The following is a 19,400-nucleotide window of genomic DNA, read 5'->3' on the forward strand; positions in this document are numbered from 1 at the left end:
TCAAGATAACTCTTCATCAAAAATTTTATAAAAACTACGACTTAACTGACGAACTTGTTTAGGTCCTACTGTTAAATCGTCTAACAAATCTGATACTTGCACTGCATCTAAAACCTTGACCTCGATATGAAATGGTTGAGATGGTACGTGGTACCATTTTTCATTCTTGGTTAATGTTGATGGTGTGCAGGTAATAATTACTGGACGAATTGGTACATTTGCGCGAATGGCAATATTGGCTGCGCCTCGCTGAAATTCGTTGAGGGTCATCCCTTTTTCAGTGCGCGTTCCTTCCGGAAAAATTAAAAGAGAAGCCGCATTGTTTTCTTTTAGACGCTTTACACAGTCTTCAACAAACTGCTGAGAACCTGCATTTAAAATATAGCCTGCGCTTTGTACGGGTCCTTTGGTAAATGGGTTCGACCAAAGAGACTGCTTCACAACACAATTAGCCTGCTGCATCATACCAATTAGTACTACAACATCAATCAAAGTCGGATGATTGGCAATCACCAACTCTTGACGACTATTTTGTAGCTTTTCCAAGCCTTCTACCGAATAAGTCATGATGCCAAGTTTGACCATCATTTCGGTAAAGCCTTTAAAACTATGTTTAATCACATTTTGTGCACGCTGCTGACGCTCTTCAGAATCAGAGGTTGTCGCATTTAGTACTGGTGCAATCACTGAGGCAATGGCCATACCACCCAGCCCAAAACTGGCAAAACTAAAACCAGTAGCAGCCACACGCCAGCAATAATTACTTTTTTGCTTGAGGTTCTTAAGATTTAGCATTTGTTCCACCCAAATGCAGATGTTAACTGGTCAGCATCCTGCCAAAAATGAGCAAAAGCAGGAGCATCTGCTTCATCTGTATGCATCCACGCAGTAATTTGTAAATTAGGTTGCTCTAGAGTAACGACGGTAGCCATTGCATAGGCAGAAAAATCGACTGCCTCAGCATAAATATTAGGTAATGGCTCATCATAAGCAACGACTAAGACCCGTTTGATATCAGTCATTGACTTTAAAAGTGCATACGCCTCAATCAAACTTTCAGTCCATGAACAGCTTAAGCTTGTAGAGGGAGTATCATCCTGACATAAAATAGAATAAAGCCCAGAAATTGCATTATGAACAGACGTTGAAAATTGTGTAGGCGATGGAGTTTGTTCATTTAAAACATCTTTTAAGATATTTAAAGTTTTGGCCTCATCACCATATTTTGACACCCAAACAATATAATCGGCTTTATTACCATCTAATGCACCGATCGCGCTATTTAAAGCAAGTTTAGCTAAGGGCGATAACCGTCTACGCTGCATCGCTGGGATGCAGTCGAGAGCTGCGTAGGAGGGCTGAGCATGTGTAAATATAAGCTGAGCAAGATGTAATGTTACCATGCTAAAAAATGAACCCTAAGCCGCGTTATTCTGTCGAAATATAAATTATTTTATAAAGATGCTGATTATAGCATTCGTTATAAAATTTACAAAAAATTACGTTTAATACTCACACTTTTTCATAACTCTTGGCATGTGCTCATTTATTTGCAATAAAAAACCCAAAGAAAACTTTGGGTTTTTGAACGTTAAAAAGCTTAACGATTAAATTTTTTCTCTGCTTTTTTAAATTTCTGAATGTAGCGACGACGACGCGCAGCAGTACGTTCATCAATTTGACTCTTACGACCTTCAAACGGGTTTTCAGAAGTTTTAAAGTCAATACGAACTGGTGTACCTTCAAGTTTATATACTTTACGGAACACGTTTTCTAAGTAACGACGATAATCCGCAGGAGTCTTATCAACCTTATTACCATGGATCACAATCGTTGGTGGGTTCTGTCCACCCATATGCGCGTAACGCATTTTAATACGTTTTCCACTCACCATTGGCGGTTGATGTGCATCTGTAGCATCATTCAAAATTTGGGTTAATTTCGCAGGTGAAACTTTTAAATGCGACGAGTCATAAGCACGGTGAATAGTTGGGTACATATCCCCTACACCCGTACCATGCAATGCTGAAATAAGGTGCACTTTCGCCCATGGAATAAAGTCAAAACGACGATCAACATCCAATTTACATTGTTTGCGATCATATTCGCTCATGTTATCCCATTTATTAATGGCGATCATCATGGCACGCCCAGCTTCAAGCGCATAACCAATTAAATGCAAATCTTGCTCAACAACCCCTTCACGAGCATCGAGAACTACAACAACCACATGTGCATCTTTAATTGCTTGTAGCGTTTTCACAATTGAGAATTTCTCAATCATTTCTTCTACTTTACCTTTACGACGCACACCAGCTGTGTCAATTAATGTGTATTGACGGCCATCACGTTCAAAAGGAATATAAATCGAATCGCGGGTTGTACCAGGTTGGTCAAATGCTACTACACGATCTTCGCCAAGTAATCGATTGACCAAGGTAGATTTACCAACGTTTGGACGACCAATAATAGCTAAACGTAAACCTGTTGCTTTGTCATGTTCTTCTTCACTTTCGTCTTCAGGAACATTCTCAAGAACATCTTCAAGCATTTGCTGTACGCCACGGCCATGGCTGGCAGCAACTTGTAAAGGTTCACCCATACCAAGTTTGTAGAATTCAACCAAAGCCGCTTCTGCATGAACGCCATCTACCTTGTTCGCAACAAGATAAATTTTCTTGCCCAAAGTACGTAGTTCACGGGCAATTTGCTCATCTGAAGCCAATAAACCAGCACGAGCATCAACCACAAAAATAATGATATCTGCTTCATTGATTGCTGTTTTTGACTGCTCGGCCATGTAGTTATCAATACCGCCCTCATTTTCACCAATACCGCCAGTATCAACGACAATGAAAGACTTATTCTGATAAGTCGCATCACCATATTTACGGTCACGAGTCAGGCCCGCGAAGTCGGCTACAAGTGCATCACGACTCTTGGTAATCTGGTTAAATAACGTTGATTTTCCGACATTCGGACGACCAATGAGCGCAATAACGGGTTTCATACAATAACCTTAATTCAAGACCAGCCATATCTCATGGCATGAGCATTAAAAACAGTACAGGAGATATATTTTAAGGTCAGGGATGACCATAATAAAAGACGGGGCTTTGAACTGATTTAATTCAAACACCCCGATATTTTTAACAGCATAATTTGTTAAGCGCTTATTTTAGCACAAGCGAACGAAATTAACGATTCTGCCAAATACTTAAATCGCCTTTTCGGGTCGAAACATAAAGTTGATTCTCGATAACACGCAATGTGTTAACTTCACCACTTGTTTTTGAACGACCAATTAACTTACCTGTTGTTGGTTCAACAAGATGTAATACGCCATCTAAATCACCTACAACAAGATCTTGTCCTAACACAACTGGGTTACTTAAATGACGGTTTAACAAACTATCATTTTCCCAGATTTTTTCACCAGATGCTAAATCGTAAGCTGTTAACTTACCATCTGTTGAAGAGACAAATACTTTATTGTCATAAACTTCTGGACGTTTAGTACTGCTCGAATCTTCACTCCAAACTACACGTTGAGAAGCAAGATCTGTTACAGTCACTTGACCTTGGAAACTGGTCGTTACCATAAACTGTCCAGCTACAGTAGGATCACCATCGATATCAATTAAACGTTGAATATCAGAACGACCTTCACTTACCGCAACACGACGTTGGAAACGCGGAATACCACTAATGGTATCAATTGCATAAACATATGCATTCGCAGAAGCAATTAATACAGTACGAGGGTCAAGGCTAACTGGTGATGCCTGGCCACGTAAACTAAATTGGACATTCGGTAACTTATAAGCCCAAACTTGTTGGCCTGAAGTAGCATCATGTGCAAATACAGTACCATCATTCGCAATGGTAATAACACGTCCAGATTGAACCAATGACGGGCTTAACAATGCGCCAGATAACTGTGCAGCCCACTTCTGTTCGCCTGTCGCTTGATCTAGTGCAAAGAGTTGACCTTTACTATTACCAACAACAACAATTCCTTCAGCAGCTTCAACACCAGAACTCAAGCCTAATTTGCTGACTTTCTTTTCCCAAATGCGTTGTTTACCACGGTATGCAGCTACTTCACCTTTTGGATCAAGCGTGAAAACCACACCATCGTTTGCATCAAGTTGCAAACGTAATGGATCAGCTTTATCAGTAGAAGAAACACTACGCGAAAACACTGGCGTTAAGGTCTTTTTCGACTCGGTCAATTTCGGTAGAGGATTTGGTTTAACTTCTTTTACTTTATTACTAGAACATCCCACCAGTACAGCCGATGCGATTGCAATTGCCAAAGGCAGTTTGAATTTCTGATTCATTAAGACTCTTCCACCTGTGTTTCCAAAATTGGGCGCTCAATCTGTGGATCTTCAACTAAAACGCCAACACTTTCGAGTTTAATTTGTAAAATTTGTCGCTCTTGTTTACGTTCTAGTAACGAATTCCAAGCTGCCTGATACGCTTTTTTAGCAGAATCAACATCTTTCTTAGCAACAAAGATATCGCCACGTAACTCTTCTACCGTTGCTTTAAATGCAGGATCGACGTTACCAGACAGAGTTTTTAGTGCTTCATCATATTTGTTTTGCGCCAATTGTGCATCTGCTAAACGCAATTTTACAACTTGAATCAAACCTTCATCTTTAACTTTTGAATTTTCAACTTTCTTTAAGGCTTTTTCAGCAGCAGCATAATCTTGTTTTTCATAGGCTAATTTTGCTAATACAAACTGAGTCTGTATGGCCTGAACAGAGTCGATATCATCTTTTACAATTTTATCTGCTGATGCAGTTACCGAACTTAAAGCATTCGGATTATCGGCACTCGCATTTGCCTCATCCATTAACTGCTGTACTTTTGCAGTTTCTACCTGACTAGTTGCCAGATTCTTTTTTTGCCAGTAAGTCCACCCAAAAAAGGCAATCAACGCAATGAGAATTCCGCTAATCATGGCAGAACCATATTTTTTGGCGAACGACTTTAAGCTGTCGAATTGTTCTTCATCACTTAAGCTCATGTGATTGTCCTTTTCCAGATGTTCAGTTTATTTTGTAAATTTTTGGATTAAAAATGGTACAAGGTCAGCAATTGCGACTTGTGACTGTTCAGCTGTTGCTAACTCTTTAATAGCAAACTGCTGCGCTTCCCACTCTCGTTCCCCTAAAATCAAAGCAAAGATCGCTCCAGCCTGATCAGCTTTTTTCATCTGGCTTTTCATGCTGCCTTGTGAACCTGTTTTGATTCGAATACTGCTATTTGCAGCTTCTAACTGGTCACGTAATTGTTCCGCTAAAATCAAAGCATTCGTTTGATAAGCAGGTTCTGCAACCAAGAAGACTTCACAATCACGAATAACTTCAGCTTTTTCAACTTGCTCAACTAAAAGCAATAAGCGCTCCATTCCCATACCAAAGCCAACGGCAGGTACAGATTGATCTGGCTTACCTTTTAACTGACCAACTAAACCATCATAACGGCCACCTCCACACACAGTACCTTGCGAACCAAGTGCAGTTGTTGTCCATTCAAAAACGGTTTTATTGTAGTAATCTAGACCACGTACCAATTTTTGATTAATGACGAATTTAACGCCTGCAGCAGTCAAATAATCTTGCAACTGTTGAAAGTGACTTAAACTATCTTCTTTTAAAAAGTCATATAATTTCGGTGCATTTTCCAGAATTTTCTGAGTAGATTCAATTTTAGAATCTAAAATGCGTAATGGATTCGTTGTTAAACGACGCTGTGAGTCTTCATCCAACGCATCTTTGTGCTCGTTTAAAAAAGCAACTAAAGCATTACGATACTCTGTACGCTCATCTTTTTCACCTAAAGTATTCAACTCAAGTTGAACCATGTGATCAACGCCCATACGCTTCCATAACCGAGCTGTCATCAAGATAACTTCAGCTTCAATGTCAGGAGTCGCAACGCCAAAAGTTTCTACACCAAACTGGTGGAACTGACGGTAACGCCCTTTTTGTGGTTTTTCATAACGGAACATAGGTCCCATATACCACACACGTGGCGTAGCGCCGCGCAACAAATTATGTTCAACCAACGCACGAACACAACCAGCTGTACCTTCCGGACGTAAAGTTAATGACTCTGGTGGGTTGCCTTTATCGAAAAAGGTATACATTTCTTTTTCAACAATATCGGTGGCATCACCAATAGCACGTTTAAACAAGCCCGTTTGCTCAACGATCGGTAAACGAATTTGTTGATAACCATAAGCATCCATTAACGATGCTAAATGTTGCTCAAGACGTCTCCACGCTACTGTTTGCGTTGGCAAGACGTCATTAAAACCTTTGATTGCGACAATTGAACTCATGATGAACTACGAATAATTTCTTTAGATTTAGCTTCTTCAAGCTCTTGGACACGTTGACGAACCATTGTTTCGATTTCATCAACCAATTGATCGGTATCGATTAAATGGCTTTTCTCACCATTACGATAAACCAGTGAGCGAGGCGCAGCCCCAACAACCCCGATATCGGCTTCTTTTGCTTCACCCGGGCCATTTACCTTACAACCAATCACTGACACATCCATTGGAGTACGAATATCTTCTAAACGTTCTTCCAAAGCTTGCATCACTTGAATAACGTTAAATTCTTGGCGAGAACAACTCGGACAAGCAATAAAGTTAATCCCGTTAGAGCGTAGACCAAGCGATTTTAAGATATCAAAACCAATCTTGATTTCATCTTCTGGTTCGGCAGCAAGCGAAATACGCATTGTATCGCCAATACCTTCCATCAATAATCCGCCAAGGGCAATCGCTGATTTCACAGTACCCGTACGGTAAATACCCGCTTCGGTAACACCAAGGTGCAATGGATTATCAATTTGCTGAGAAAGCAAGCGGTAAGCATCCATGGTTAAAAACACATTTGAGGCTTTTACGCTAACTTTAAACTCATGAAAATCAAGGCGGTCTAAAATATCAATGTGACGTAAAGCTGATTCAAGAAGTGCTTGCCCTGTAGGCTCGCCATATTTTTTCTGTAAATCTTTTTCTAGAGAACCCGCATTCACACCAATACGCATTGAAATACCATGATGACGTGCCGCAGCAACGACCTCACGAACTTTCTGGTCTGACCCGATATTACCCGGATTAATACGCAAACAGTCTGCACCATAATCTGCAACTGCCAAAGCAATTCTATGGTCAAAATGAATATCGGCAACCAATGGTACTGAAACGCGCTTACGAATTGCACCAAATGCCTCAGCAGCCTCCATAGATGGGACCGAAACACGCATAATATCAGCACCTGCATCAACGCAACGCTCAATCTGAGCAACGGTTGCATCAACATCGCAAGTTTCAGTGTTTGTCATACTTTGCACACTAATAGGTGCATCGCCACCGACATACACCGACCCAACACGAATTTTGCGTGTTGGTCGACGTTTAATTGGGTTCTCTATCATTGTATCGCTCAACTCATGGTATTAGCGGGATAAACGGAATTCAGCTTTACCGTTTACCGTATATGGAGACAATGAAATCTGTTCTTGGTTTAAACTTAATGACACCGCAGTTGCATCATCAAGACGAATCTGAAATGGAGACTCGCCATTTAAGTTTAAAGTTGATGACTGACGGCCTGTCGCCAAAACTTTACCTGTTGCATCAACAATATGAACAGACGTTGGACGGTTAAAGTTTAGCACCAATTGATCACCCACTGTTGAGGTGGCATTTCCTTTCATAGGCAAAACTTCAACACTAGATTGATTTACTTTAGGTAAATCAGCATCTTCTTTCTTAGAAGTCCATTTTTGAATACCCATGACAATCAATGACACAACAGCAATAACCACGATTGCAAGAAGTGCACGCTTTAACCATTTCTTATTACGGTCACTATTAGAACCAGGGAGTTTACCCATGATTTTAATCGGTGAGTTGTTTAAGGCATGGTTTGGTAAAAGCCCGGTATCATTTGCATAAATTTCATCAAAGCGCTGAATAATTGCCGTCGCATCTGTATTTAAATATTTTGCATATGAACGGTAATAGCCCTTGATAAAAGTCGCTTCTGGCAATGACTTGTAATCATCTTGCTCTAAAGCGGTTAGAGTCTTAACCGGCATGTTTAAATCTGAAGAAACTTGCCCTAACTCTTTATTCTGAGCAACTCGAATTTGACGTAAATACTCACCAGGACGTTGAATATTTCCTAAAGCAGAAGTCGGTAAGCTTGAGCCAGTTGGCTGCTGTGAATTAGGATTTATTTCCATACGGCCTCAGTACTATACTGTAATTGCAAATAACGTTGATATTCTGGACTTTCCGGGAACAAAGCACGTAACTGGTTTACTAACACTTGCATTCCCATTTTATCCGCATTGGCTCGAGCCACTCTTACACCAATCCAAAGTGCTCTTGCACCCTGATTTTTCTGCCCCACTGTATGAACATATTGCTCATACATTTGTGTAGCAGCCGGAATCTGCTGCTGCAAATAAAAAATTTCCGCTAACTCTAACATTGAAATATAAGAGTCGCGGTTAGCAAGGAGTGCTTGTTTGAATGTTTTTTCAGCATTCGCAACATCACCCAATTTTAAATAAATACGCCCTAGATTTTCTAACGCCTGATAGCGTTGGTCATAACCTAATGTTGTGCCAGCAATACGAAATTGCTCGATCGCATCATTATAGCGTTCCATTTGATACAAGTACGTACCATAGTTATTATGTGCTTGAGCATTATCTGGTTCAGATGAAATTGCTCGTTTAAAGTAATGTTCTGCTTTTTCTAAGTTCGGCTTACTACCTTCTTGCTGTAGTAAAATGCCCATCATCATGTTTGCCGTTGCATCACGGCTATCTACACTTAAAGCTTGATCAAGAGCTCGCTTTGCTGAATCCAAGTCACCCGAACGGATATGTTCAGCAGCAAGTTGTGTACGCACTTTTACCGCTTTTTCTGGGTCTTTCTTTTGCACATGCGTTGTCTGGCAACCACTTACCAGAAATGCAACTGCAACCCCCATACATAATACCGTTTTTAACTTTGGAGTACTCAAAGCCTGCCCTCAATTTTATCCCTGTGTACGCAAAATCTCTTGACGCTGTGTGACTTTTTTCTGCCACTGTTCAGCACGACGAGTTCTATCGGCCACTTGACCAACTAACTGTCCACATGCAGCATCAATATCATCACCACGTGTTTGACGAATCGTACACACAAATCCAGCATCAGACAAAGTTTTTTGGAACGAGATAATTCGATTTCGGCTTGAGCGACCATATGGTGCATGCGGGAACGGGTTAAATGGAATTAAATTAATTTTACTTGGTAAGTTTTTTAATAATTTAATCATTTGCTGTGCATGTTCAGGCTGATCATTTACACCCTCTAACATCACATATTCAATAGTCACATGTTTACGCGTACTTTCATTACCATCTTTGGCAATATAACGCTGACATGCTGCAATCAACTGAGCCAATGGATATTTTTTATTAATTGGCACTAATTCATTACGTAATTCATCGTTTGGTGCATGTAAAGAAATTGCTAAAGCAACATCAATGTCTTTTGCAAGCTGATCAATTTTAGGTACAACACCTGATGTTGATAAAGTCACACGACGCTTAGACATACCATAAGCAAAGTCATCAAGCATAATCTGCATTGAGCTTAATACGGCATCATAGTTGAGCAATGGTTCACCCATACCCATCATCACGACATTGGTCACTGAACGCTCGCGCTCGGCAACGGGCACTTCTTCCATATAAGAATAGTTTGCCATCCAAAGCTGTCCAATGATTTCATCTGGCGTTAAATCACGTTGGAAACCTTGTTTACCTGTTGAACAAAATGAGCAGTCTAATGCGCACCCGACTTGTGACGAAATACACAAAGTCTTACGCAAGCCTGTTTTATCTTCGGCAGGAATTAATACAGTTTCAACTAAAGAACCTGCGCCATCGCCCACACGAAAAACCCACTTACGTGTACCATCTTTTGAATAGTGACGGTGAACCACTTCAGGAGCTTTGATTTCACAAATCTGTTCAAGCTTCGCACGCAATTTTCCTGAAATATTGGTCATTTCAGCAAAATCAGTAATGAAGTATTGATGTATCCATTTCATGACCTGACCGGCACGAAACTTTTTCTCGCCAATATCTTCAAAAAATTTTTCTAATTCAGTACGAGACATGCCGAGTAAATTCACTTTATTTTCGGCAGCAGGAATTACCAGCTTGGACGAAGATTGCTGCTGTCCATCAAGATTTTCAGATGAAACGACCTCTGCAGAACTCATGTGTATTTACCTAAACCATGTCAAAAAACTGAAGATATTGTTCAAGAATCAAACAATATTCTCTTGAGAGAATAAAAAAACCAGATAAGTAGTATACCACTTATCTGGTTTGAATGCTTTCGATTAACGAGTGCGTGGGCAGATCTCGTTGTCAGCAAAGAAGTAAGCAATTTCACGCTCTGCAGAAGCAACTGAGTCAGAACCGTGAGCAGCGTTTTCGTCGATGCTTACAGCAAAGTCAGCACGGATAGTACCAGGAGCAGCTTCTTTAGGGTTTGTAGCGCCTAAGATTTCACGGTGTGCAAGAACTGCATTTTCGCCTTCAAGAACAGATACTACAACTGGACCAGAAGTCATGAATGCAACTAAGTCACCAAAGAAACCACGTTCTTTATGCTCAGCATAGAAACCTTCAGCATCAGCTTGAGAAAGGTGTTTCATTTTAGTCGCAACAATTTTTAAACCCGCTTTTTCAAAACGAGCAAAAATATCACCGATGTGGTTTTTAGAAACTGCATCAGGTTTTACGATAGACAAAGTACGTTCAATAGCCATGAGTGGCTCCTTTATTTTAAAATTTAAACATTGAAAAATTTGCCGCATTATACCGATGTCATAGGCAATAATCAGCTTTGAATGTGTAAAAGTTGCGATTTTTTCTACTGTTTTTAGCGAACTTCGTCTATCCAGGCCATTTGAATCCCTTCTAGCAATCCTTCTGTCGATTTATTTGGGTCATCGCTGAAGTCTGGTAATGCGCACACCCATGCATGTAAATCGGTAAAACGAATCCATTGCGGATCAACTTCTGGATGTGCTTCTGACAATTCAATGGCAATATCAATCGTATCTGTCCAACGTAAGCCCATAGCGGCTCCTATCTGTTTAATCTGCTAAATCACGAACTGTGTACTTTAGCAAATCCACAAACCTAATCGATAGCTTAAGCTGATAAAAATTACCGATACTTATAAAGCGATGTTCAATAGCGGAGCCATAAAAATAATCATACCCGCGACCGCCGCACCAATAAGCGCACCCACAATCACATCACTTGGGTAATGAAGACCAAGCACCATACGAGACAATGCTACAAGCACCATGAAAGGAAACATCGCCGCAAGCAAAGCGGGCTGGATATAACCCAAAACAATTGTCACCATCACTGCATGAAGTGTATGACCCGATGGAAAGCTAAAATGATCAAGTGGTCTCTCACCGAGCACAATCACCTGATGCACTTGATAAGGACGAGGTCGTGTTGTCTTATGTTTTAAAAATTTATAGATTGCCGTGCCAATAGAACCACCTAATAACAAGTAGATGATTTGCAGGCTATAGGTGATGCCTTGCATCCCCCACACGATTGCCAGCATTAGATACCAAAATGGACCATCACCCACACGACTGATGATTTTGAAGAAAAGGGCAACACGCTGTGAGTGAGAAAAATTGTTAAGATATAAACAGCCTCTCAAATCTAAATCGAGTATTTTTATTTTTGCATTCTTAAATTTCATGGTCATTCTCCTATTTTAGGATACTTAGGTGAAGTCCGCCGAGGGCTCCTTCACTACCTGATAAAATGCCTGCTCCAATTGCTGAACCGGAAGTTGCCAACCGCTTTGCTGTACTTTATGACAGGCTTGTACGCCCATTTCTCTAAGTTGTTGTACTGAAGGAAGCTGATAAATTTGTTGTATAAAGTGGCTTTTTTGTCCAAGTGGGCTTAACCAGCCATTCACACCATGGGTTAAATATTGATGTGCACATGCATAATCATACGCGATAACTGGCAAACCGCTTGCCATCGCCTCTAAAACTACGTTACCAAACGTTTCAACTTGACTCGCAAATACGAATACATCGGCACTCGCATAGGCAACCGCCAAATCTTGACCTCTCAAACTTCCGGTAAAGATAACACCCTTCGCTTCAGGTAGTGACTTTAAACGAGCAAAATCTGGGCCATCTCCCACAATAACTAATTTCGTTTTATGGGGCCTAACAGTTTGTAAGTTGGCATAACTATCAATGAGCACTTGCACTTCTTTTTCTGGCGACAAACGCCCCACATAAAGCATAACGCGAGTATTCTCATCGGCATCCCATTGCTTTCGCAAATTTTCAGAGCGATGCTTTGGTGTAAATCTCGTTGTGTCTACGCCGCGTCCAACAACAACCAGCGGGCAAGTAATGCCAAAACCGCGTAATGCTTCTTGTGTATCTTTACTTGGCACACAAGTTACTTGAGTATTGTTGTGAAACCAGCACAGGTATTTTTGAATCGGTTTAACCAAAAAAGCCAAATCGAAGAATCGACTAAAATCTTGAAATGGCGAATGAAAGCCACTAGAAACCGGAATAGCTTTTGCCTTAGCAGCTTGCATGGCAGTTAAACCTAACGGTCCTTCGGTCACAATGTGAACCACATCCGGTACAAACTTTTCAAAAGCTTTCGATACTTTTAAATATTGTGGCCAACCAAACTGCAAAGTCGGATATTTTGGAATCGCCTGCGACATCACCAGACATTCTTGCTCTGGCGTAAAGTCATGGCATTTTGCCTTTTGCTCTGGACGAATCAGTAAAATCTTATGCCCCTGTTTCTGTAAACCTTGGCATAGTTGTAAGAGTGAAAGTGCCACACCATTAATTTCAGGTGGCCAAGTTTCCGTCACAATCGCAATTTTTAAACGTGGGCGCACCAAATCATGCAATGAATGCGTATTAGATAGCTGCTGCTTTTGTTTAAAAAAGAATTGGAAGCTTTCAGGAAGTTGCTGTTGTTTTAATAGTGCTGTCGCGTATGAGCTTTGCATAGCGCCATCCATCAATGTATTTATTTTCATGCTTAAAGATTAAGCAGTTTTTTTGACATTTTGATGATAAATGCGTGACAGTTTACTGACATGAAAAATAAAAAAAGCACACTGATAACAGCATGCTTTTCTCTTAAGACCTAGTAATACTTAGCGATTTTGCAATTTTGCATAGTCCATGAGTACATTTGCAGCTTCAGTCACAAAAGTTTCTTCTTCTGGTAATGCAGGGCGTTGAGATGCTTTCATTTTAGCGCGAGATTCAGCTAGAGCATCTAATGAAGCTTGATAGCTTTCCCAGTTTGCAAAAGGCTTTTGACCAGTTGCAGCACGACGTTCATTTTCTGCATCTAAAGTTTGTTTCTCTAAACCAAGTAATTCAGCACGGCGTTTATCAATATCAAGCACCACTTGTTTCTGGTCGCTCGTCACTTTAGCAATCGCAGTACGTTTATTTAGATATTTAAACTGGGCATCATTAGCAACACGTTGTTCAGAGAATTGAGACAACTTGGCCACATAAGGTTGCACAGAGCCTTCACGTTTAAATGGTGCTGTAGGAATTGTGTCCCACTTCAATGCATTCTTCGATTTACGCTCACCAAACTCTTCGTTATAGATATCGACGAGTTTAATGTCTGGCACTACACCTTTATTTTGTGTACTACCACCTGTAATACGGTAGAACTTACGCTGAGTTAAAGTCGCTTGACCGTATGCCAGAGTATCAAGTTGCACCTGAGCTGTACCCTTACCAGTCGTTGTACTACCAATAATAATACCGCGCTCATAGTCTTGGATTGCAGCAGAGTAAATCTCACTTGCAGATGCAGATGCCAAGTTCACCATTACAGCGAGTGGACCTGTGTAAACTTGCTGACCACCGTCGTTGTCTTCAAAAACACTTACGTTGCCATTGCCATCACGGATTTGAACCACTGGACCTGACTTAATCACTTGACCCAGCATACGTGCAACTTCTTCTAATGAACCACCTGGGTCATTACGCAAGTCGATAATAATACCTTCTACTTTCTTCGCTTTTAACGCTTCAAAAGCATTGGCAGTATCTTCAGAAACTGAACGGTATTGTTGACCCGCACGACGTGAACGATAGTCAAAATAGAATGATGGAATTTCAATTACGCCCAACACATGCTTTTTACCATCACGTGTCACTTCAACTGTACGTGAACGAACACCAGCATCTTCTTCTTGAATCACATCACGCACTAAGGTCACATTACGTGCTTGACTCATTGATGCGCCAGCACCAAGAAGTTTTAACGTAACTTTAGTTCCGCGCTTACCACGAATGAGTCCAACAATTTCAGAACTTGTCCAACCAACCACATCAATCATTTTCTCGCCTTCTTGGGCGACACCAACGATTCGATCTCCTGATTTCACTTGGCCAGACTTACTTGCAGGACCACCTTCTACAATGGTTTCAATCTTGGTGTAATCTTCATTGCCACGCTCTGGACGAATCGATACACCAATACCTTCTAGTTGCAAGGTCGTTTGGCGATTCAATTCTATCGCATCGATTGGCGGGTAATAGTTACTGTGTGGATCATAAGTTGCCAACATGGCATTTAATGTTTTATCCAACACATCATCGCTTTTCACACGACTAATTCTTTCAAGCTGACGCGTATAACGTTTAGTTAAAGTCTGAGCTGGTGTTAAATCTTCTGGGCCAGTTAAATCTTGACCATCAGCAAGTGATGGATTTTCTTTAAGCGCTTTTTGTTTCGCCTGCTCTTCTTCACGGCTAATCGTCAAATTGATTAACTGTGAAACCAACATTTTACGCCAGTGATTTTGTTGCTCAGCCGATGTTTTAAAATACGGTGCTTTTTCACGATCAACTTCAATATAGCTATTTGGCTGTTTTAAATTTTGCTGCTGTTTTAGCTCGGCTAACATGAACTCATAAAATTGTTTTAAGCGTTCACGATATTGCTGATGAATTGCAAATGGTCCAGTCAAATTCCCCGCTTTTAAAGAAGCACCAAAATTTGAACCATATAGTTTTTTATAATTTTGAACTTCAGCGTCTAAAAATAGAGAGTGATCCGGATCAAGACTATCTAAATACATATCGAGAATACGATTTGATGTCGTTGCATCCAGACGCATATTCAAATAATGTTGGCGATCAACTAAAGTTGCCAGTTGGCGAGCCACCAAAGCCTGTTCTTGCGTTGGCTGGATCGATTGAGAAACCACAGCAGTATTGGTTGCTGCTCTCGCTTCATTCATCGTATGAGTGAAGAATAAACCGCCAGTCGCGATCGCTACTGCACAAGCTATAGTTTGAAGTTTCATAAATTTTTAATACTTCCTTGGGTGTTCCTATCTTACACGCTCTGTTTTCGATATGAACTAAGCAGATTCAAAATCTTAACCAACTAAATTGTTTATACCGTGTAGTTTTATCATATTCTGTACTGACAAAATGTAGCAAAACATTGCAAAATTCGCTTATTGTTTTTCAATCAAAATTCAAATGGAACCAATATGATTGGCGCATTGATGCTGGACATCGCCGGCACAGAACTTACTCAAGAAGATATTGAACTATTACGCGCTCCGCAAGTCGGTGGCATGATTTTATTTGCACGAAATATTGAATCTCCACAACAAGTCCGTGCATTAACGGACCACATGCGTCAAATTCGTCCAGATATTTTAATTGCTGTCGACCAAGAAGGTGGGCGAGTTCAGCGCCTAAGATCAGGTTTTACCTTATTACCGGCCATGGGTCGTTTTGGTGACCTCTATATTACTCAACCTCAAAAAGCACTCGAACTGGCTGAACAATGCGGCTGGTTAATGGCAACTGAAGTCTTGGCTGTAGGTATCGATTTTAGTTTTGCACCCGTTTTAGACCTTAATGCAATTAGTGATGTGATCGGTGATCGTGGCTTCTCTAAAAATATTGAGGATATTGCCCCGCTTGCTGGTGCATTTATGCAAGGCATGAAAAAAGCTGGAATGGCAAACACCGGCAAACACTTCCCGGGCCACGGTTCAGTGAAAGCCGACTCTCATATCGCAGCTGCAATCGATAGCCGTAGCTATGATGAAATTTACAACCATGACATGCAAAGCTTTATTAAGCTGATGCCACAGCTTGATGCACTCATGCCTGCACATGTGATTTATGATCAGATCGATCCAAATCCAGCAGGTTTTTCACCGTTCTGGATTCAAGAAGTTCTACGCAACCGTTTGAAGTTTGATGGTGTACTTTTCTCTGATGACTTAAGCATGCAAGCTGCTTGTGTAGCAGGTGGCGCAGATGCGCGTATTCAAGCTGCTTTAACCGCGGGTTGTGATATGGGGCTCGTGTGTAATGACCGAGGTGCGGCATGTACAGCACTTGAAGGTATTGCAAACTTAGATCGACCAAATCAAGAACGTTTAGAACGCATGCGTGGTCAAATTCCACAAATTCAGATTGGTGAAACCTTATCGCTTGGCGACGAGTGGCAAGCTGTCAAAACAGCCATTGAAGAGTTTAAAAATTCGATTTAAGTTAGTAAAAATTTTAATTGGCTACAAAAACCTATTCACTATCTGATACGCGGTTAAGTCATACGCAACCTGCTCATCTGCTGAAGGATATTGATTGCTTCAATATATTTGATAGATGCAGAAAGTGAACAGGTTTTGCGTATGACAATGGTTTTGGTTACTTTTCCCAAAAGAAAAGTAACTCTAACTGAAAGTTCATCCCAGAATGCGAACCTAATTGACAGGACTCCGTCATGCAGGTTCATTCAACATCAATGCATTAAACCCTCTTCATTGTTATGAATAATGAAGATCACAGAAAAACAATAAATCGAGCTCAGGACGAATGACACAACACCTTTCAAAACACCGCCACATCTCATTTACAGCCCACTATACGGGCTATATCTGGTATCAAATGGGGATCTCTCATGAAGCACTTGCTACAACCAAAGGCAAATCACTGGCGTATTTGGTTCACCCAATAGAATCTTGGGCTGAGAAATATGTGGGCGGTAGCATGCGCACTACGCTCAAACAACGCCATATCATGCTTGACCATCACTTAGAACAACTCATTCAAGAAAGTCCTGATTTACAAGTTCTAGAAATAGCATGTGGCCTGTCTCCACGTGGCTGGTGGTTTAGACAGCATTACCCTTCGATTACCTATCGGGAGCTTGATTTACCCGATATGGCACAAACCAAACAAAATGCGTTACAACAAATTGAAAAAAATGCGCCTGAAATTTTATCGGTTGATTTATTTACCGAAGCTTTTGCACAAGCATTTGAAGTATTTGACCCGAACCGCCCATTGGTTGTGATTAGTGAAGGTTTAATTAATTACTTTGATAAAGATTTATTAAAACAGCTGATTCAATCGATTGCTCACTATGGCGCTTCTTTTAAAAATTTTCATTATTTAACGGATCTCTACCCTGAACCAGTTAAAAACAAACTTGCCAGCATCATCTGGAATAGCAGTAAATTATTGAAATTAATGTCTCGAAGCTCGTTTAGTTTTCACTTCAAAAGCCCCAAAGAAGTTGAAGACTTTTTTAAAGATACAGAGTTCGATCAAGTTAGCGTGGAACAACCACAAATTTTCTTTGGACAAGCTTCTCAAGATAGTCATGAGCAACATTTAGGTGACTTGGTCTGGACCATTCACGCACAAATAAAATAATAAATAAAAAATGGAAGCTCGGAATAAATGAGCTTCCATCTCTAACTATATTATTAAGCTGCTTGTTTTTGACGAGTAATAAAACGGCTTAAACGATCAGCAAGTTCGAAACTACCATGTTTAAATAAAGCTCGAATGCCTTGCTCTGTACTCTCAAAAATTAAGCACTCAATTGCAAAGCTACCTTCTTCATCTTTTAAATGTAGTGCCAAATCACGTGGATGATCATTCACAAAATCAAGCTGCGAAAAATCATGCATTTTTAAATACATACCGAAGAAAGTGACATCAACGATCGTTACAGGTACCTCTACATCAGACTCTCGGTGAGTAAGTTGGGTTTTTGGTTGCAAAACCCGAACTCGCTCTTCACCACGGCGCTCCATGTTTTGCATTTGTTCACGTGTCATAGGAATAATGCCATCCAAATTTTGGATAGATTCACCTTTTAAAAATGAAGTGAACAAACTCATGGTTTCTTTACGACGCTGCAACTGTGGCACATGGTCCGCATTTGCAATAAGGGCAAATTCCATATCTGGGCATTGCAAAGCAAAGTTCGCATTTTCATGAGGCAGAGTAAAACTATCGTACTGCCCTGCTGCAACCAGCGTTTTACACTCTGGAATGGGTACATCAGTTAACCGCAAAAGACGATTACAGTTAATTTCATAACGTTCTCGCTCTGTACCCGTAAACTCAGCCATTTGCCTAAAAAATAATTTTTTAGCTGTTGGTGACATGCGGGTTTTATCTAATTTTGCATGATTAACTAAATATAAAATTACAGCTTGCCCAAACTCTTCCATGCGGTTTTCTTGCATGAGCTTGAGCGACTCTTCCAAAATCATTCGCCAACTTTTTCGGGTCTTTTGCATAACCCCCATCAAAATCATGCGATCCATTAATTCTGGACGATGATAAGCAAAACAAGAAGCAATCACTGACCCCAAAGACATTCCCATCACAGAAACTTTTTGTAGTCCAACAATATCTAACCAGCGACCCAACATTTTAGACAAATCAGGTAGCTCTAAAGTACCTGCTGATACTCCTGTGTCCCGATTGGTAATTTGCTGATTTGCGCCCATAGAAGGTAAATCAATTAATATGACCGGACCGCTTTCAAACAATTGTTCAACACAATATTTATAAGAATTAAAATTCTGGAAAGCTCCGCCCACAATCACAATTGGCGTATTGTGAATCGTTTTTGGGTCGGCAATTGCCATATATTCAATTTTCCAGCCGTCAATCCATGTAGTACGAGCAGGTTGTTTAAAACTATCTCTATGGTAGATATCGAAAAAGCCAAAACCGGCATAAGCTTGGTTGATCTCCGAATCCATTTGAATAATGGAATTCATATCCTTGCTTCCTCCTTGCTGTAATTTTTTTATGCTGCAAGAGTTCCTTCTTGAACACGTAATCTTTTATGCACAAAACTTTAAAATTTGTATTAGTTTGTATTGCACAATAACATTCTAAACAATTGTGTGAAATATACGCAATCGCTCAAATGACCGCTCATCTTGT

18 protein-coding genes are annotated in these 19,400 nt (G+C 40.5%); 2 read left to right on the top strand and 16 right to left on the bottom strand.

What is annotated here, in order from left to right:
* From I7H67_RS07295 to I7H67_RS07365, 15 genes are all read right to left on the bottom strand, one after another.
* Entirely contained in the window at positions 1 to 804 is an 804-nt protein-coding gene (locus I7H67_RS07295) for a lysophospholipid acyltransferase family protein (RefSeq protein ID WP_104075002.1), read from the bottom strand.
* A complete protein-coding gene (locus tag I7H67_RS07300; protein ID WP_198307471.1) occupies positions 789 to 1,403 on the bottom strand; it encodes a beta-ketoacyl synthase chain length factor in 615 nt (204 codons plus the stop codon). Before I7H67_RS07300 ends, I7H67_RS07295 begins: the two co-directional genes overlap by 16 nt.
* A 197-nt stretch (positions 1,404 to 1,600) precedes the next feature.
* Positions 1,601 to 3,010 (bottom strand): ribosome biogenesis GTPase Der, encoded by a 1,410-nt coding sequence (gene der / locus I7H67_RS07305; protein ID WP_198307472.1) that lies wholly within the window; start codon positions 3,008 to 3,010, stop codon positions 1,601 to 1,603.
* Positions 3,011 to 3,197: 187 nt separating this feature from the next.
* Complete coding sequence (bamB, locus tag I7H67_RS07310) at positions 3,198 to 4,343, bottom strand: outer membrane protein assembly factor BamB (protein WP_198307473.1); 1,146 nt, start codon at positions 4,341 to 4,343, stop codon at positions 3,198 to 3,200.
* Positions 4,343 to 5,041: a YfgM family protein gene (locus tag I7H67_RS07315; protein ID WP_004794712.1), complete on the bottom strand. Its 699-nt coding sequence runs from the start codon at positions 5,039 to 5,041 to the stop codon at positions 4,343 to 4,345. The genes bamB and I7H67_RS07315 overlap by 1 nt, the downstream gene beginning before the upstream one ends.
* A gap of 27 nt (positions 5,042 to 5,068) precedes the next feature.
* Positions 5,069 to 6,361, bottom strand: coding sequence for a histidine--tRNA ligase (gene hisS, locus I7H67_RS07320; protein ID WP_198307474.1), 1,293 nt, complete (start codon positions 6,359 to 6,361; stop codon positions 5,069 to 5,071).
* On the bottom strand, positions 6,358 to 7,473 hold the full coding sequence (gene ispG / locus I7H67_RS07325; protein WP_004698760.1) for a flavodoxin-dependent (E)-4-hydroxy-3-methylbut-2-enyl-diphosphate synthase: 1,116 nt from the start codon (positions 7,471 to 7,473) through the stop codon (positions 6,358 to 6,360). Before ispG ends, hisS begins: the two co-directional genes overlap by 4 nt.
* Positions 7,474 to 7,494: 21 nt before the next feature.
* Positions 7,495 to 8,286, bottom strand: coding sequence for a helix-turn-helix domain-containing protein (locus tag I7H67_RS07330; protein ID WP_005302244.1), 792 nt, complete (start codon positions 8,284 to 8,286; stop codon positions 7,495 to 7,497).
* On the bottom strand, positions 8,277 to 9,077 hold the full coding sequence (gene pilW, locus I7H67_RS07335) for a type IV pilus biogenesis/stability protein PilW (RefSeq protein ID WP_198307475.1): 801 nt from the start codon (positions 9,075 to 9,077) through the stop codon (positions 8,277 to 8,279). Before pilW ends, I7H67_RS07330 begins: the two co-directional genes overlap by 10 nt.
* Before the next feature lie 15 nt (positions 9,078 to 9,092).
* A complete protein-coding gene (rlmN, locus tag I7H67_RS07340) occupies positions 9,093 to 10,328 on the bottom strand; it encodes a 23S rRNA (adenine(2503)-C(2))-methyltransferase RlmN (protein WP_005302240.1) in 1,236 nt (411 codons plus the stop codon).
* 123 nt (positions 10,329 to 10,451) lie between these two features.
* Entirely contained in the window at positions 10,452 to 10,883 is a 432-nt protein-coding gene (ndk, locus tag I7H67_RS07345) for a nucleoside-diphosphate kinase (RefSeq protein ID WP_003654870.1), read from the bottom strand.
* A 113-nt stretch (positions 10,884 to 10,996) separates the two neighbouring features.
* Positions 10,997 to 11,197 (bottom strand): Fe-S cluster assembly protein IscX, encoded by a 201-nt coding sequence (gene iscX / locus I7H67_RS07350; protein WP_004698764.1) that lies wholly within the window; start codon positions 11,195 to 11,197, stop codon positions 10,997 to 10,999.
* Between the two features lie 99 nt (positions 11,198 to 11,296).
* Positions 11,297 to 11,848: a phosphatase PAP2 family protein gene (locus I7H67_RS07355; RefSeq protein WP_013198979.1), complete on the bottom strand. Its 552-nt coding sequence runs from the start codon at positions 11,846 to 11,848 to the stop codon at positions 11,297 to 11,299.
* A gap of 24 nt (positions 11,849 to 11,872) precedes the next feature.
* The gene (locus tag I7H67_RS07360; protein ID WP_198307517.1) at positions 11,873 to 13,162 is read right to left on the bottom strand and encodes a glycosyltransferase family 4 protein; all 1,290 of its coding nucleotides are present in this window, start codon (positions 13,160 to 13,162) and stop codon (positions 11,873 to 11,875) included.
* 138 nt (positions 13,163 to 13,300) lie between these two features.
* Positions 13,301 to 15,484 carry a carboxy terminal-processing peptidase gene (locus I7H67_RS07365; RefSeq protein ID WP_004794726.1) on the bottom strand — a complete coding sequence of 728 codons (2,184 nt, stop codon included), beginning with the start codon at positions 15,482 to 15,484 and terminating at the stop codon, positions 13,301 to 13,303.
* Positions 15,485 to 15,676: 192 nt separating this feature from the next.
* On the opposite strand from I7H67_RS07365, the gene nagZ reads away from it, so the two are divergent.
* Both nagZ and I7H67_RS07375 read left to right on the top strand, forming a co-directional pair.
* On the top strand, positions 15,677 to 16,696 hold the full coding sequence (gene nagZ, locus I7H67_RS07370) for a beta-N-acetylhexosaminidase (protein WP_198307476.1): 1,020 nt from the start codon (positions 15,677 to 15,679) through the stop codon (positions 16,694 to 16,696).
* 325 nt (positions 16,697 to 17,021) lie between these two features.
* Positions 17,022 to 17,864 (top strand): class I SAM-dependent methyltransferase, encoded by an 843-nt coding sequence (locus I7H67_RS07375; protein WP_198307477.1) that lies wholly within the window; start codon positions 17,022 to 17,024, stop codon positions 17,862 to 17,864.
* 53 nt (positions 17,865 to 17,917) lie between these two features.
* On the opposite strand, the gene I7H67_RS07380 is transcribed toward I7H67_RS07375, so the two are convergent.
* Entirely contained in the window at positions 17,918 to 19,231 is a 1,314-nt protein-coding gene (locus I7H67_RS07380) for an alpha/beta fold hydrolase (RefSeq protein WP_198307478.1), read from the bottom strand.
* Positions 19,232 to 19,400 lie beyond the last annotated feature (169 nt).

Origin of the sequence: Acinetobacter sp. ACIN00229 (assembly GCF_016106645.1) — a bacterium.
GTDB classification, from domain to species: Bacteria; Pseudomonadota; Gammaproteobacteria; order Pseudomonadales; family Moraxellaceae; genus Acinetobacter; species Acinetobacter oleivorans.